13 protein-coding genes and 1 tRNA gene are annotated in these 16,376 nt (G+C 56.2%); 3 read left to right on the forward strand and 11 right to left on the reverse strand.

Going from position 1 to position 16,376, the window contains the following annotated elements; translation table 11 throughout:
* Window positions 1–74: 74 nt before the first annotated feature.
* The 7 genes from WJU22_RS14700 to miaB form a co-directional block, all read right to left on the reverse strand.
* Window positions 75–1,043: a YihY/virulence factor BrkB family protein gene (locus tag WJU22_RS14700; protein WP_341838939.1), complete on the reverse strand. Its 969-nt coding sequence runs from the start codon at window positions 1,041–1,043 to the stop codon at window positions 75–77.
* Between the two features lie 33 nt (window positions 1,044–1,076).
* On the reverse strand, window positions 1,077–2,126 hold the full coding sequence (mltG, locus tag WJU22_RS14705) for an endolytic transglycosylase MltG (protein WP_341838940.1): 1,050 nt from the start codon (window positions 2,124–2,126) through the stop codon (window positions 1,077–1,079).
* Window positions 2,127–2,209: 83 nt separating this feature from the next.
* Window positions 2,210–2,557 carry a preprotein translocase subunit SecG gene (secG, locus tag WJU22_RS14710; RefSeq protein ID WP_341838941.1) on the reverse strand — a complete coding sequence of 116 codons (348 nt, stop codon included), beginning with the start codon at window positions 2,555–2,557 and terminating at the stop codon, window positions 2,210–2,212.
* 49 nt (window positions 2,558–2,606) lie between these two features.
* The gene (locus WJU22_RS14715; RefSeq protein ID WP_341838942.1) at window positions 2,607–4,436 is read right to left on the reverse strand and encodes a hypothetical protein; all 1,830 of its coding nucleotides are present in this window, start codon (window positions 4,434–4,436) and stop codon (window positions 2,607–2,609) included.
* A gap of 41 nt (window positions 4,437–4,477) precedes the next feature.
* Window positions 4,478–4,996 carry an LptE family protein gene (locus tag WJU22_RS14720; protein ID WP_341838943.1) on the reverse strand — a complete coding sequence of 173 codons (519 nt, stop codon included), beginning with the start codon at window positions 4,994–4,996 and terminating at the stop codon, window positions 4,478–4,480.
* 7 nt (window positions 4,997–5,003) lie between these two features.
* A complete protein-coding gene (locus tag WJU22_RS14725) occupies window positions 5,004–6,257 on the reverse strand; it encodes a sigma-54 dependent transcriptional regulator (protein ID WP_341838944.1) in 1,254 nt (417 codons plus the stop codon).
* Window positions 6,258–6,273: 16 nt separating this feature from the next.
* Window positions 6,274–7,692 (reverse strand): tRNA (N6-isopentenyl adenosine(37)-C2)-methylthiotransferase MiaB, encoded by a 1,419-nt coding sequence (gene miaB, locus WJU22_RS14730; RefSeq protein ID WP_341838945.1) that lies wholly within the window; start codon window positions 7,690–7,692, stop codon window positions 6,274–6,276.
* 401 nt (window positions 7,693–8,093) lie between these two features.
* Here miaB and WJU22_RS14735 point away from each other — a divergent pair, with 401 nt between their 5' ends.
* The 3 genes from WJU22_RS14735 to WJU22_RS14745 all read left to right on the forward strand — a co-directional run bounded on the left by WJU22_RS14735 (window position 8,094) and on the right by WJU22_RS14745 (window position 12,816).
* Entirely contained in the window at window positions 8,094–11,810 is a 3,717-nt protein-coding gene (locus WJU22_RS14735) for a DUF7594 domain-containing protein (RefSeq protein WP_341838946.1), read from the forward strand.
* Between the two features lie 119 nt (window positions 11,811–11,929).
* Window positions 11,930–12,002: transfer RNA gene (locus WJU22_RS14740), tRNA-Gly, on the forward strand.
* Between the two features lie 208 nt (window positions 12,003–12,210).
* A complete protein-coding gene (locus tag WJU22_RS14745) occupies window positions 12,211–12,816 on the forward strand; it encodes a hypothetical protein (protein WP_341838947.1) in 606 nt (201 codons plus the stop codon).
* 15 nt (window positions 12,817–12,831) lie between these two features.
* Here WJU22_RS14745 and WJU22_RS14750 read toward each other — a convergent pair whose 3' ends face one another.
* From WJU22_RS14750 to WJU22_RS14765, 4 genes are all read right to left on the reverse strand, one after another.
* Window positions 12,832–13,362, reverse strand: a complete 531-nt coding sequence (locus tag WJU22_RS14750; RefSeq protein ID WP_341838948.1) for an O-acetyl-ADP-ribose deacetylase — start codon at window positions 13,360–13,362, stop codon at window positions 12,832–12,834.
* 327 nt (window positions 13,363–13,689) lie between these two features.
* A complete protein-coding gene (locus tag WJU22_RS14755) occupies window positions 13,690–14,523 on the reverse strand; it encodes a hypothetical protein (RefSeq protein WP_341838949.1) in 834 nt (277 codons plus the stop codon).
* A gap of 519 nt (window positions 14,524–15,042) precedes the next feature.
* Window positions 15,043–15,555, reverse strand: coding sequence for a hypothetical protein (locus WJU22_RS14760; protein ID WP_341838950.1), 513 nt, complete (start codon window positions 15,553–15,555; stop codon window positions 15,043–15,045).
* A 34-nt stretch (window positions 15,556–15,589) separates the two neighbouring features.
* Window positions 15,590–16,372, reverse strand: coding sequence for a (Fe-S)-binding protein (locus WJU22_RS14765; RefSeq protein ID WP_341838951.1), 783 nt, complete (start codon window positions 16,370–16,372; stop codon window positions 15,590–15,592).
* Window positions 16,373–16,376: the final 4 nt, after the last annotated feature.

Genomic DNA, 16,376 nt, shown 5'->3' on the forward strand with positions numbered 1-16,376 from the left:
CATAATTTGGTTGATATGAAATTAAGGTATTTCGAGGGCAAACAGAAGCCATCCATCCTATTTTCCGGATGGTACTATGAAAGTCCCTGTAACTCAGGCGATTCTTCCTTTTCCCTTTCCGCCGCTATCTCCCGCAACGTACTGATACTCGTGTTCAGTTCGAAGCCGATCAGCAGGATAAATGAGTTGAAATACACCACCAGCATAAGCACGAGGATGGTACCAATGGAACCGTAAATCTGGTTGTACCGCGCGAAGTTGTTCACCCAGAAAGAAAATCCCAGCGTCACCACGATCATCGCGATGGTAGCGAAAGTAGACCCCGCGGAAATGAATTTCCACTTCTTCCGCACCGCCGGCCCAAACCGGTAAATGAACGAAATAATAGAAAAGAAAAGCAGCACGATGAGCGTCCAACGCACCACCTGCAGCAAAAACTGCGAATATTCGTTGTCGATGCCGATGTATTCTAACACGTTCTTCAGCAGCGTGCCCTGCATGATGATGAGCACCACCGTGGCCAGCAGGAGGAAAACGAGGAAGATGGTCAGCTTCAGCGCGGTGAGCCGCGTTTGCCACCAGGTGCGCTGCCGGAACCCGGGCAGCAGTTTATCGAACGACCGTAGCATGCCCATCACGCCGTTCGACGAGTAATAAAAGCTGAGCACGAATGCAACGGAAAGCAGCGTGTTGCGCTGGGTGTAAAGGAAATCGTGGATCATGTCGCGCACGATGATGTAGCTGTTGTAATTCGGCGTGATCGTTTGCGCAAGGTCGTACAGCGTAGGTTCCACGTTTTGCAGCGGAATGAACGGAACGAGCGTGAAAAGGAAGATGAAAAACGGCGGGATGGCCAGCAGGAAGTTGAATGAAATGGCCGCGGCTCTTTCCACAAGACTTTCCTTCGCCGTTTCCTTGAGGAAAAATACGATGACGTCGTAAAGGGGCGCGCCGTCGAACCCCGGTAATACCAGTGTTTTGCTTTTATGCGTCAGCCACCGTACGGGCCGGGATTCGAGGATGAGTTTTTCTACGTCGATCATCTATTGGGAGTTGGACCGCCGTAAAAATACGAATTATTTGATGCCCCTCGCGTTGAGGCCTTTCTGGTAGGCGCGCGCATTGTCGAGATGCTCCTTAAACGTGACCGCGAAAGAATGATATCCGCTACCATCGGGCCTTGCGGCGAAATAGAGGTAATCCGTTTCTGCGGGCGTCAGCACGGCGTCGATGGATTTGGCGGAAGGCGTGCAGATCGGGCCGGGAGGGAGGCCGTAATAACGGTAGGTATTATACGGAGAATCGAATTCGGTATGGACATTGTAAATCCGGCGCAGCGCGAAATTTCTTAACGCAAACTTGACGGTGGGGTCGGCACCGAGCTTCATGCCGGTCCGCAGCCGATTGAGGTATACGCTGGCGATGACGGGTTTCTCGTCGTGCCGGTTGGTTTCCTCTTCCACGATAGAGGCGAGCACGGTTACCTGAACGGGGGTGAGGTTGAGCGCGGTGGCTTTGCTGCGGCGCGTTTCGTTCCAGAAATCAGCGTAGCCTTCTTCGATCTTTTCGAAAACTTTGGCGGCGGAGGTGTTCCAGTAAAACTCGTAAGTATTGGGTACGATGGCGCACATCACGGTGGTGGAATCGAGCCCGAACTGGCGGAGGTACACGGCGTCTTCCATAATGGCGCGCATGGCGGTAGAATCCGCTTCCAGGTTGTTGGAAACGAGGCGGATGAAATCGTCTTTCAGCCGGAGTTTATTGATGACGAGGCGCACGGGCGATTGGCGGCCGCTGCGGAGGATGCGGACGATCTCGAGGTTGCCCATTCCTTTTTTGATTTCGTACCGTCCTGCTTTCACGCGGGAGGGATATCCGAGCTGGCGGGCCACGATGTTAAAGGTGGCGCGGGAGGAAATGATCTCCTGTTCCTGCAAGCCTTTCAACACATCTTCGTACCGGCTGCCGGTAGGAATGTAAAAGTACTTTTTATCGCCGAAGGAGCGGGTGTTGGGCCCCATGAGCAGGTATGCCGCTATCACGAGTGCGCCTGCGATAAGGCAGGAGCCGATGATAGCGATCCGGCGCACCCAGGGAGAAGTGTTCTTTTTGGTTTTGTTACGCATATTGGATAGAAGGCGGAGTATAGTCAACAAAAAACCCCGCTTTTAACGGCGAGGTCTTTGTAAATATTATTCGGAAGGAATATTTAGTGTTTGGCGGAGTCGTTGGCGGGCTGAACCGGAGGAGCGGCCTGCTGTTGTGCGCCGGGGAGCGGAGTGGCGTTGTTAGCCGGAGCTGCGCTGTGTGCACGTTCGCTGGCGCTCTGGGGCATGTTGCTGCCGCCGCCGGTGCCTGCGGAACCGATGAACATGGTAGAAGTAAGGCATAAAACGGCAATAACGGCCGCCAGTACCCAGGTGCCTTTTTCCAGCACGTCGGTCGTTTGGCGAACGCCCATCACCTGGTTGCCAAAACCGCCGAGGTTACCGGCGAGACCGCCGCCTTTGGGGTTTTGTACCAATACGAAAAAGCCAAGCAGAATACAGGCAATCACAATCAATATTCCAAAGAAAATCAACATATTAGCTACTAGTTATGAGTTGTCAATTGTTTTGTAAGTCTTTAATCTTCTGCGCAAAGTACGCTTTTTTGCCCGGATTAAGCAAACTTAATTTTTGATAAACGGCGATGGCTTTTTCAGGCTGATTTTGCCGTACCCAGATCTCGGCCAGCGTTTCGGAAACGATGTCGTCGTTCAGGGTGATAGACTGTATGGCCATGGCTTCCACGCGTTCGGTCACTTCCGGGTCGTCGTCTTCGTAAAGTTTGTGCAATTGCTGATGGTACCAGTCTTTGGTGGCTTTTCCGGCGAAGTTGTCCTTGATCTGGCGGAGCCAGTCGGTAAAGCTTCTCATTTCAGCGGCGGCTTTTGCGGTCATGCTTTCAGCGTTAGTCGGCTCTTTCAGTTTTTTATATGCGAAATAGTCTTCCGTGAACAGGGGCTGGAAGGTAAGCTCGGTTTCCTGGGCAGGTGCGTCCATGGGGTGGATGCGGATGGGCGCTTCGCCGTCGGCGGGCTCAGCTTCCGGCGCGGGCGGAATAGCGATGCCGTGGCCTTCGGGGGCCTGGCCCGTGGGGATTTCCACTTCCTCCTCCTCGATCTCCGGTTCGTAAGTAACGGGCTCGTGGGGATGGGCGGCTTCCGGCGCAGGCGGAATAGCGATGCCGTGGCCTTCGGGGGCCTGGCCCGTGGGGATTTCCACTTCCTCCTCCTCGATCTCCGGTTCGTAAACAGCGGGCTCGTGGGGATGGGCGGCTTCCGGCGCGGGCGGAATGGCAATGCCATGGCCTTCGGGGGCATGGCCCGTCGGGACTTCTATTTCCTCTTCTTCTATTTCCGGTTCGTACACGGCGGGCGCTTCCGTGCGGAGGGATTCATAATCCACCGCAATCACGTCGTCGGGCACTTCGAGGTTACGGGCGGCGTCGAACGCGACTTTCTCTTCTTCCGCTTCATAATCCACAGACACCACGTCGTCGGGTACTTCGAGGTTGCGGGCGGCATCGAACGCGACTTTCTCTTCTTCCGCTTCATAATCCACAGACACCACATCGTCGGGCACTTCGAGGTTGCGGGCGGCGTCAAACGCGACTTTCTCTTCTTCCGCTTCATAATCCACAGACACCACGTCGTCGGGCACTTCCAGGTTGCGGGCGGCATCAAAAGCAGCTTTATCAGCTTCCGCTTCATAATCTACCGCTACCACTTCGTCTACTTCCGTAGGCGGTGCAGCGATGTGGGAAGTATCGGCAACGAGGGCGGCGGCAGCGGCGCGGTCTTCGGCTTCCAGTTCGTCCAGGATGGCCTGGTCTTCGGCGCTGATCCCGTTTTCCTCGGTCTGCAACACGATTTTCTCTTCCGGCAGCAGTGCCGGTCCTTCCGGAACGGCGTTGCTTTCCCAGGCTGTCCGGGAATCCGCCGCAGGGGCGGGCGCCTCCAGTTCGTCGAGCAGCGTGGATTCTTCTTCGTCCACTTCCGCTTCCAGCGATGGGCTGTGAAGGGCAGGCTGCTGGTCGGCCGCGGCTTCCACGTTATCGATAATGGCCTGGTCCTGGCCGTTTACCGCGTCTTGCACGGCAATTTCGCCGGACTGCCAGGCGTCTGCCGGTTCGGCCGCAGGGGCCGGGGCTTCCGCGGGCGCATTTTCGGATGCCAGCTGGTAAAGGTATTGCGGCGTGCTGGTATACAGCTGTGCCGCCTTGAAAACCGGGTTCTGGAAATCCGGTGTGTATGCGAATTGTTTTTGCGCCAGCAGGACCCGGGCGGCCGCGAAATACGGGTACTGCTCCACCAAACGCTCCAGCGCCTGCTGGTCTACGTTCCGCAGCTCATCTTCGTGAAAAATATGATCTATGATCCTGTTTGGCGTCATGTGCGCTAAAATATGAAAATAATGTCTAAATCAAAGAAAGGCTACCAGTTCGCGAAGGCCCGGTTGAAGATATCGTCTACCAGGTTGGGGACGATCTCGGCGATCAGCGCGGATTCCGACTCGGCGATCGTACGCTGGGCGTTGAAGTCGGCCGAACGGGAGAACGACTGGTTGGTAAATCCGCCTTTTTTGTCGCCCACCCGGGTAATGAAGGTCACGTTCACGGTGATGGTCAAACGGGCGGAAGCCGGTTTATCGATATTGGTCACCGCGGAGTTGGACACGGAATAGCCCGTGATGGTGCCGCGGAACTCGTAATCGGCCGTCTGGTCGTTGGTTTGGGCGAGGCGTGTCTGCGCGAGGATCTTCTGGCGGAGCTTTTCGGTGATGTTCTGGCTCAGCTGCGGGTTATTCTGCGGTGCACGGTTCTCGAAAAAGCGCACCAGTACGGTTTTTGCCGCAGGGTCGATGCGGGCGCCGCTGGCGGAATACTTGATGGTACAGCCACCGATGCCTGCCCAAAGGGCCAGGCCCGCCAGCAGGGCGATGTATCTGGACATAGGTCGTTTATTCATGAATGTTATACTCCTTCAGTTTACGGTACAGGGTGCGTTCCGAAATACCGAGATCGAGCGCGGCATCTTTCCTTTTCCCTTTATGCTTGCGCAGCGCCTTTTCGATCAGTTCTTTTTCCTTGTCGGCGATGGAAAGCGTTTCTTCCACCTCTTCATGATGATCGATGGCATTGTCTTTCAGGATGATCGGTTGCGCGGTGGCAGGTGCGGCGATGATGTTGGGGGTTGTCATCACCGGAGCTTCGGCCGGCTGATACGATCCCGCCAGTGCGCCGGAATCCGCGTAGGCGGCGTGTTGCGCCATATTCGGGTTTTGCAGCACTTCGAAAAACATCTTTTTCAGTTCCGTCACATCTTTCTTCATGTCGAAGAAAAGTTTGTAAAGGATATCGCGCTCGGAAGCGAAATCGCCGTTGCCCTGGTGGCCGCCCGGCGCCAGCATGGGCAGGCGGTTGACGGTGGGCTGCTCCGGCAGGAAGTGTTGCAGGTCGTTTGCCGTCACCAGCTTCTCGGGTGCCAGCACGGAAATCTGCTCGGCGATGTTCTTCAGTTCGCGCACGTTCCCGGGCCAGGGGTAATTCACGAGCACGTCCCGCGCTTCTTCGTTCAGCTGGATGGAAGTCGTTTTGTACTTCTCCGCGAAATCCACGCAGAACTTGCGGAAGAGCATGGGAATATCTTCTTTCCTGTCGCGCAGCGAAGGCACGCGGATGGGAACGGTATTGAGGCGGTAATAGAGGTCTTCGCGGAATTTGCCTTGTTGCGTACGCTCGAGCAGGTCGCGGTTGGTGGCGGCGATCACGCGCACATCGGTTTTCTGCACTTTTGAGGAGCCCACGCGGATGTATTCGCCGGTTTCCAGCACGCGGAGCAGGCGCGCCTGGGTGCCGAGCGGCATTTCCCCGATCTCGTCGAGGAAGATGGTGCCGCCGTTCACGGTCTCGAAATAACCTTTACGATTATCTACCGCGCCGGTGAAAGATCCTTTTTCATGCCCGAACAGCTCCGAATCGATCGTGCCTTCCGGGATGGCGCCGCAGTTCACGGCGATGAAAGGATTGTGCTTACGGGCGCTCAATGCATGGATGATCTGGGAGAATACTTCCTTGCCCACCCCGCTTTCGCCGGAAATCAGCACCGTCAGGTCTGTATTGGCGACCTGCGCGGCTACCTGCAGCGCGTAGTTGAGCGACTGCGAATTGCCGATGATGCCGAAGCGGTTTTTTATGCTTTGAATATTGTCCATTCTATAATATGTTTTTTCAGCAGCGGCCCACAACGGTACCGATGAGGGTGCCTGCCGTACAGTCATCAATTTTGACCATCACGTATTCGCCTTTACGGAGGTCGGATTTGTCGAACACGGCTACTTTGTTATGGTCGGTGCGACCGAACAGTTGCGTGTCCGATTTCTTGGAAGTGCCTTCCACGAGCACTTTGAAGGTTTTGCCTACGTCTTTCCGCATGCTGTCGAGCGAATGGCCGCGGTGAAGGGCAACGATTTCGGCGAGGCGGCGCTTTTTCACGTCTTCCGGCACATCGTCCTGGTACCGGCGGGCGGCGAGGGTGCCGGGGCGTTCGGAATAGGCGAACATGTAGGCGAGATCGTATTTGGCATATTCCATGACGGAAAGCGTGTCCTGGTGGTCTTCTTCCGTTTCCGTGCAAAAGCCGGTGATGACGTCTGTGGAAATGGCGCAACCGGGGAGGATTTCGCGGATGCGGTCGATCTTTTTGAGGTACCATTCCCGGGTGTAGGTGCGGTTCATCAATTGGAGAATGCGGGTGGAGCCGCTTTGCACGGGAAGGTGGATATAATTGCAGATGTTTTCGTGCCGGGCCATGGTGTGCAGCACTTCATCGGTAATGTCTTTCGGGTGGGAGGTGCTGAAGCGCACACGCAGGAGGGGGCTGATCTCCGCCACTTTTTCCATGAGGCGGGCGAAGGTAACGGTTTCGTTGCCGGCTTCGTCCACGAAGTAATAGGAGTCCACGTTCTGGCCGAGGAGCGTCACTTCGCGGTAGCCGCGTTCGAAAAGGTCGGTGGCTTCTGCCATGATGGAATGCGGGTCGCGGCTGCGTTCGCGGCCACGGGTAAAAGGCACAACACAGAAAGTGCACATATTGTTGCAGCCGCGCATGATGGATACGAAGGCGGTGACGCCGTTGCTGTCCAGCCGCACGGGGCTGATGTCGCCATAGGTTTCTTCGCGGCTGAGGAGCACGTTGATGGCTTTCTGGCCGGTGCCGGCTTCTTCGATGAGGCTGGGGAGGGTGCGGTATGCGTCGGGGCCTACTACAAGGTCTACCAGTTTTTCCTCTTCGAGGAATTTGGATTTGAGGCGTTCGGCCATGCAACCGAGCACGCCCACGAGGAAGTGGGGTTTCTGTTGCTTGGTTTTCTTGAACTCGGTGAGGCGCTGGCGAACGGTTTGTTCCGCTTTTTCGCGGATGGAGCAGGTGTTGAGGAGGACGAGGTCCGCCTCTTCGACGTTGCGGGTGGCGCCGAAGCCTTGTGTATTGAGGATGGAGGCGACGATTTCACTGTCGTTGAAATTCATCTGGCAACCATAGCTTTCGATATAGAATTTTTTTGCATAGGTCTGGCTATCACCCGAATTCGGGGCGATAGCTTCGCCCTGGCGGCTCTCGTCATGTACTTTCTGAACTGTTTCCAGCATGCCTGTCAAAATTTTGAACAGCAAAAATAGTAAAAAAATGACAGAATGACAGGGTGAATCACGGAAAAAGAGGGACTAATCACGGGGCGGGAACGCACCCGGGCGGGTGGCGGGATCCGGGGGATGGAAATACACGCCCCGCAAAATGATACCGGAAAAGGTTAAAAAACTATCTGGCTGAATGCAAACGATTGCATAATTTAGGAAAGAGTTGATCCTGCGCCAGGGGCCGCGCCGTTGCCGGTCTGTTTAAGTTTTTGCGAACCTGACTATATGCTGTATTGAAACTACCTAAACCCGGAAGTATTGTTCCCGTTATGGATTGTTAGCCGTAAATCCCCTGCAGTCGAGCATCGTACCCACTATCCGCTTTTTGTTAACAATTATAAACCCGATCCCTTATGACGAAAATTGTCCTCGACAACTGCCGGCGGCCAGTCACCGCCCTGCTCGCGCTATTCCTTTCCTTTTTAATGCAATCGTATGCACAAACATTGCCCGCCAACTTCTCGCGGGTGAGCGTAACGGGTGGCTTGACCGGCCCCACATCCTTCGCCTTCCTGCCCGACGGGCGCGTCCTCATTTGCCAGCAAAACGGGCAGTTGCGGGTGTTCAAGAACGGCAGCCTCCTGTCTACCCCCGCCGTTTCCCTATCGGTCAATACCAGCGGGGAAAGGGGATTGATCGGCATCGCAGTGGACCCCGCCTTTTCCACCAACAGCTACATTTACCTGTATTACACCTCGTCGTCGGGCCCCCACAACCGCGTGAGCCGCTTCACCATGAACGGCGACCTCGCGCAGTCGGAACTGGCTTTGCTCGATATGCCCACCCTCAGCGCCATCTATCACAACGGCGGCGGCCTGGCATTCGACAACTCCGGCAAGCTCCTCATCGCCACGGGCGATAACAAGGTAGGCGCCAATTCCTCGAACCTGGACAGCTACCTCGGCAAAGTGCTCCGCATCAACACCGACGGCTCCGTGCCATCCGGCAACCCCTTCACCGGCGGCGCCCAGCGCAGCAGGGTATGGGCCTACGGCCTCAGGAACCCCTTCACCATCGCCACAGACCCCGTCAGCGGAAAAATCTACGTCAACGACGTGGGCGAAGCCACCTGGGAAGAAATCAACGACGCCACCACCGGAGGCCGCAATTTCGGATGGCCCACAAAGGAAGGGAATTGCACCTCCGGCTGCACGGGCTTCACCAACCCCATCTATGTGTACGCCACCAACCGCACCACCAATCCACCCAACGGACAAGGATGCGCCATCAACGGCGGCACGTTCCTCGCGGCCACCAACACCAACTGGCCGGCTACCTATCACGGCAAATACTTCTTCCTCGATTATTGCGGCTCCTGGATCGATTACATTAACCCCGCATCGCCAGCGACCCGGAACGGCTTCGCTTCCGCGCTCAGCGACGAGCTCACCACCATGAAGCAGGGCACAGACGGCGATCTGTATTTCCTCCGCAGGGCCAATAACACGCTTTACAAGATCATTTACACCGGCAGCGCGGCGCCCGTCATCACCGCGCAACCGCAAAGCATTTCCGTGCCCCAGGGCGGCAACGCCACCTTCACGGTTTCGGCAAGTGGCACACCGGCGCCCACGTTCCAATGGAGAAAAGGCGCTGCCAATATTGCCGGGGCCACGGCTGCCGCGTACACCATCAATAACGTACAACCCGCCATCGCCGGTTCGTATAACGTGGTGGTGACCAACAGCGCGGGATCCGTGACCAGCACCAGTGCCACCCTCACCGTAACCGCGCCCAACACGGCGCCTGTGGCTTCGATCGCAGGTCCGGCGAACGGCTCCGTGTTCAGGGGAGGAGACGTGATCAGTTACAACGGCAGCGGTTCCGATGCGGAAGATGGCACCTTGCCGGCTTCGGCGTTCGTTTGGTGGGTGGATTTCCATCACGCCAATCACCATCACCCCGGTCCTGCGTTGACGCCCGGCGCTGTATCGGGCAGTTTTCCCATTTCCACGCAAGGCCATACCGAAACCGATATCTGGTACCGGCTTTATCTGGAAGTAACGGATTCACAGGGAGGCAAAGACACGACGTTCGTCGAGATTTTCCCGGTGACGTCGGATGTAAGTTTGCAGTCGGTTCCTGCTGGACTTACCATCACGCTGAACGACATTCCCTATACCACGCCCCACGTCCAGAATTCCCTTTCGGGCATGGTGCGGCCCATGGCGGCGGTGAGCCCGCAGGTGCTGAACGGCACTACGTATGTTTTCGATTATTGGGAACATGGCGGACCGCGCGTGCAGAACATCACGGTCGGCGATAATCCCGTTACCTACACGGCGGTGTTCAAAACGGCGCCCGCGCCCGTGAACCTCCTGCCTGTGCACGACGCTTATGTGCGCGATGGAACGAATGCCGCCATCACCCACGGTACCACCGATTCCACATTGCTCATCACCAAAGTTTCGCCCGCAGGGCAGGTGAACAACGCCCGCGAAAGCTATCTGCAGTTCGATCTCGGCAGCATTACCGGTCCGCCGGCTTCGGTGGTTTTGAAGGTGTATGGGAAACTCGATCTGACGACGGTGCCTTCGGTAGGCGTAGGTGCTTATTCGGTGGCGAACACCACGTGGACGGAGAACACGCTCACCTGGAACAACAAACCCGCTACCAGCGCCAATCCACTGGCTTCGGTGATCGTAACCAATGCGGCGTTCGCCTATTACGAATTCGATGTTACGGCATATGTGCAGGCCGAGAAAGCTGCCGGCCGCAACAAGGTGTCGTTTGCGCTGAAGAGCCAGGCGGCACATGATCCGCGGATATTCTGGAATGCCAGCGAGTTCGGTTCCAACCCGCCGCTGCTGTCGGTGATCGCGGGAGACGGCGGTACCGAACCGCCCTGTGAACCGGTAACCGCGAGTGGCGACGACGGCAACGTGGCGGCCAATGTGCTCGACAATGATCTGGCCACGCGCTGGTCGTTCCAGGGCGACGGCCAATGGATCGCATTCTGCCTGGGCGATACGCTCAACGTGACGGCGGTGCAGATCGCATTCTACAACGGCAACGTGCGGTCATCCAACTTCGACATTCAGGCGAGCAACAACGGCAGCAGCTGGAACACGGTGGCGGCGGGCCTCAGCAGCAGCGGTACTTCGCTGGCGCTGGAAACGTTCAACATTCCGGCAACGCAGGCCAAATACATCCGCATCCTCGGCCACGGCAACAGCGTGAACTTATGGAACAGCTACACCGAAGTGAAATTTACGACAGGTGGTGGGGGAGGAACGGTGGAAACGGCGCTGACGGCCATTCACGACGCTTATGTGCGCAATGGCACCAACGCTGCGGTGACGCATGGCACTACCGATCCCAACGCACTTGTCGTGAAGCTCAACAGTTCACCCACGGCGGGCAACGACCGTATCACCTATCTCACCTTCAATACCGCCGGTATCACCGGAACGGTGAGCGATGTGAAGATCAGGCTGTTCGGCGGGTTGACGGACAATCGCAGCGCGAACATCCCCCTTACCGCCAGCGGTGTGGCTACCACTTCGTGGACGGAAAGCACCATCAACTGGAACAACAAGCCGGCCGCCGGCGCATCCGCATTGGCAACGGTTACGGTGACCGACTCGGTGCCCCGGCCCTACAATTGGGACGTGACCAGTTATGTGAACGCTGAAAGGGCGGCCGGCAGGAACACGGTATCGTTCGCCATCCAGGCCACGGCGGTTTCCACGCCGATCCTGACCTTCCGGTCAGACGAAGCGGGCGGCAATGTTCCTCAGCTCATCCTGACGCATACGCAAAGTCTCGCACCGACGGCGATCGCCATGGCGAAACTGCCCGAACCGGCGAAGGAAGGCGAACTTTTAGCGAGCTTCCCGAACCCCTTCGGCAACGAGCTGACAGTGACCTACACGCTTAAACATGAAGGCAGGGTGCAGCTCGCGCTGTTCGACGTGCAGGGCCGGCAAGTGGCGCTCCTGGCAGATGCCGTACAGCCTGCGGGCCAGCACAGGGCTACTTTCGGGGTGGCGAAACATCCATCCGGCATGTACATCCTGCAGCTGCGGCATGGCAATAAAGCGGTCCATCAAAAACTGGTGAAGAAATAGCAAACATAGCGGCGGCGCGGGTTTGTGCCGCCGCTAAAATTTTCGCGGCGGGATATTTGTTTTTGTGTCGCAAACAATAGTATATTTGTCCTCTTCCCCGCAAAAAACGGGGAAGATCAGCGGGAATAGCTCATTTGGTAGAGCATCAGCTTCCCAAGCTGAGGGTGGCCGGTTCGAGCCCGGTTTCCCGCTCAATGGAAAGGCAAACGTCGGAGGGCGTTTGCTTTTTTTATGTCCGGGCATAGGTGCCAAAGGGTTCGAGGACAAGGCCCAATGCACAGCACAGGTAAACCGCCAATACCCGCTCCGTTAACCGGGAAAGCGTATCCATTAATCGGGATGGACTGATCCTGCGAATTAAATTTACCTTGGGATCCTGATTCTAACCCCTGAAAATTCCATGCAAACCGAAATCGATAATTTCCGCATCATCGAAACGCCTGAAGCAGCAGAACTGTGGTTCCGCAGGTCGTTTAAGGATTGGTTCGACCTTTTCTTTTCCCTACTTTTTACTGGTGGCGCCGCATGGCTGACGGCCTTTGTCTTTCAAAGAGACGAAATGGGAGGAGGGAGCATTGTGTTTGGGGTTTTCATCACGATCATCACGGTGCTCCTGGCGGCCGATTGTTGGTCGCGGGTTGTGAGCGCTACAGGCAGGATACTATGGATCGATAAACGGGCGAAAACCCTCACCATCCGGCCCAACATTTTTACACGCCGTACCTTTCCCCTGAAAGCTGTCGCAGGTCTCACTTCCAGCGAGCGCGGCAGCCGGCCCGACCGCTTGCATTACATCCGCCGTTCCCTTCCGCGCACCCTGCGGCTCCGCCTGAAAAACGGGCGCCTGGTAGCGTTGGCTTATCTTCCCACCAACAACACCTTTAACTTCGGCAACCGCTATCCGCGTACCGAAGCAATTATGCGCGCGAAAAAAGTGGCTGATGAGATGAACCGGCTGCTGGATGCGGAATTAAAGAGGGAAGGGGCTGCCCATCAACGGAAATGAAAACGGTAAGGAAAATTATGACGATGCGTTTTTCAGCAGGTCGGCATAGCGCTGATAATTCTCCTCATCAAAACAAACGAACGTCACCCGTTCCAGCGTTCCCGGCTCTTGCAGGAATTCACGGACGGTAGCCACGGCGATTTCCGCTGCTTTATCTTTCGGGAACCTGTAAATACCGGTACTGATATTCGGGAAGGCGATAGTAGTAACGCCGTTTTCCTGGGCAAGCCGGAGGCTGTTGCGATATGCGTTGGCCAGCAGCGTTTCTTCGTCCGATTTGCCGCCGTTCCAGACGGGCCCTACGGTATGAATGACAAACTTCGCGTCCAGGTTGCCCGCTGTCGTAATAACCGCTTCGCCTACCTTACAACCGCCCTGCCGGTTCCTGATTTCCCTGCACGCTTCCAGGATTTGCGGGCCTCCGGCCTTGTGAATAGCGCCATCCACACCACCGCCGCCCAGCAAGGATGTATTGGCCGCGTTTACGATCGCATCTGCCTTCACTTTGGTGATGTCGCCCTTCATAACTTCCAGGTGAGTTTGCATGTCAGCTAAAGTAGCAAAGCCGGCCCGTACTTCAAAATAAACGAAAAAAGCGCCCCGCAAAGGAGGCGCTCGCGCGTTCGCTCATCAGCGCATGATTTCCAAGGATACCGGCGCCCGGAGAGCCCCTTCAGCCCCAACCGGCGCGCCGGATGCAGTTTGTGCCGCTGCATCGCTGCAAAGGTATTCCATCAAACCACCCGTTTTCACCGTACTAATTCGTGATTGCATTTTCCGGTAATTCTACTCAAGTAGAAAGCCGCCTCTATGGGCGGCTTTCTGTTGCGGATTTTCGGGGTTACTGTTACAGGATGTATGTGTACTTTAATCTTACTTGTCTTTCATATACGGGACCAGTTTCTTCGTCAGCTCCGTCATTTCCTCCAGCGACATGCCATCGCCGTCCGTGACCTGGTACACCGCTTCCTGGATGTGGCCGTACGCGCGCATCCATTCCGGGCGATCGGCGATGGGCTTCGCCAGGTCTGTCGGGGTGCAATGCCGGGTGAGCTTCAGTTTCGGGAAATGATCGAGGTACAGGCCGATTTCGAGCAGGGAATTGTGGTCAGTCCAGCCGATCATATCGTATGCGTTCAGCAGGATGGGATAATTCTTGTTCGCGTTTTTCGCGGAAAGGGGCGAAGGTGCGTTTTTGTTGATGCTGACCACGCCTACATAGATCGTCATGGTGTCTTTCTGCGGACCGGTAGGCGGAACGGTGACGGTTACGTCTTGCGTGAGCATACCGGTCTGGTAGCGTTTCCCGGCATCGTTCCTCCGGAAGGAATAGAACAGCGTGCCGGCGGGGAGTTTGTGCTCGCGGGGCGCTTGCGTCGTGTTCACGAAATGCACGTCTACATAAAACGTATTCGTATTGCCGTAGAGTTTGGTCAAAGCCGGGTCGAAAACGTGTCCGGGCCTGCGTACGAGTTTAACGCCGGGCCAGGTGTCTACCGACCGGTAATAGGGCTCGGTGGTGTCGATACCGATGCCGGGGGCGCCCGTGTAAATGATGGGGGACAGCTCGATGTCGCCGCTCCAGTCGGGCGCTTCGTCATCGTCGTCCTGTTGCTGGCGGTCGGGCTCGGGGAGGGAATCTACGCCGCAGGAGCCGGCCCAGATGGCCATGGTGCAAACAGTAAGACAAATAAAAAGTTTTTTCATGATTGTGACTTTTGAATGTTGAGGCGATTACCGGGAGATGTGTACCGGTTCATTTTTTTGAAGGGGGAAGATGGATTCCGTGATGGGGTGAAATGTTTTTTGCATGATGATGAAGCATTATTTACGATGCAAAACTAGGTTCGGGGGAAGGGGGATTTTTCAGTAAAAAGGCTCAATTTTTTCCTGAGTAGTTGTACTTAACGAAGAGGCCGCCCATACCAGGCGGCCTTGCTGAATGCGGGCAATAACTCGAACGGATGTACATCTTGGTTTTTACGAAGGGATATGATGGTATGCAGGTGTTTCGGTTTGGGAATCGCCATCGCTTCGATGCGTTTTCCGACCGGTTGCAAAAGTAATCCGGCGGATGGGGGATCGCTACCGTAGAAGCACCTTGCTTTCCGATTGAGTAGTTGTACGGTGGCGGCGATGGAAGAGATGATGGCATTGCGATGCCGGGCATAAACGAAAGAAGCCCCCGGGCGGGGGCTTCCTCAAAAATATTTCATGCGGCTGTTATCAGGCGGTTTGCCCGATGCGCTGCATGATCCAGCTGTCTTTCAACGGCATCAGCCATTTGGCTTTCATTTCGCCGAGGGTCAGCACGGTATTGTTGAGATACAGCGTGTCTTTGGTGATATACTCCTTCTCCAGCGCGTATGCCACCTGTTGCAGGGGCAGCAGCTGGAATTTGTCTTTCACGATGAATCCCAGCAGCAGGCGGTCGAACAGGTTTACTTCGTATTGCCGTTCGATGCTTTTCACGATGCGGACGGAGCTGTCGGTACTGCAACCGCTCACATGCGTTTCGGTTTCATCGGCGATGAGCACGATCACCTGGTTGAAGAGGAGTTTTCCCCAGCCTTTTACCGGTACGCCGTGGGCGTTCCATTGGGAAGTGAACTGGTGCAACTGTTCTTCGATCTCCACGGCTTCCTTTTCGTGAAAGGGGCGGTTGCTCTGGTATATCCAAACCCGGGATTCGGGGGCAAACCCTTCGGGCAGTTGTTGTATGATGTTAATCTGATCCATAATGGCAAATTTACGAAATCGCGGGCAAATGGGGCTATTCCTGCATGTCGCGGGCGATGAGCTCGGCCAGGTCCAGCACTTTCACGCTGTCTTCCTTCCCGGTTTCCTTGACGCCGTCTGTGAGCATGGTCATGCAGAACGGGCAGTTGGAGGCGATGATCTCCGCGCCGGTGTCTACCGCTTCGCGTCCCCGTTCGAAATTGACGCGGGTCGTCCCTTTTTCCTCTTCCTTGAACATTTGTGCGCCGCCGGCCCCGCAGCACATCCCGCGGCTGCCGCAGCGTTTCATTTCCACGAGCTCGGCGTCGAGGGCTTCGAGCACGGCGCGGGGGGCTTCGTAGATACCGTTGGCACGGCCGAGGTAGCAGGAGTCGTGATAAGTGATCTTTTTCCCTTTGAAGCTGCCGCCTTCCTTCATTTTGATGCGGCCTTCGTTGATGAGGCCCTGCAGGAAAGTGGTGTGGTGCATCACTTCATAATGACCGCCCAGTTCGGGGTATTCGTTTTTAAGCGTGTTGAAGCAATGCGGGCAGGCCGTCACGATCTTCTTCACGCCATAATTATTCAGTACCTGGATGTTGTTGTACGCCATCATCTGGAACAGGAACTCGTTGCCGGCGCGGCGGGCGGGGTCGCCGGTGCAGGCTTCTTCCTTGCCCAGTACGGCGAATCTGGTGCCGGTGCGGGTGAGGATTTCGGCGAAGGCGCGCGTGATCTTTTGCGAACGTTGGTCGATGCTGCCGGCGCATCCCACCCAGAAAAGCACTTCGGGCGTTTCGCCTTCGGCAAAGTATTCGGCCATGGTCTTGATCTGCATACTC

Origin of the sequence: Chitinophaga caseinilytica, assembly GCF_038396765.1 — a bacterium.
Taxonomy (GTDB): Bacteria; Bacteroidota; Bacteroidia; order Chitinophagales; family Chitinophagaceae; genus Chitinophaga; species Chitinophaga caseinilytica.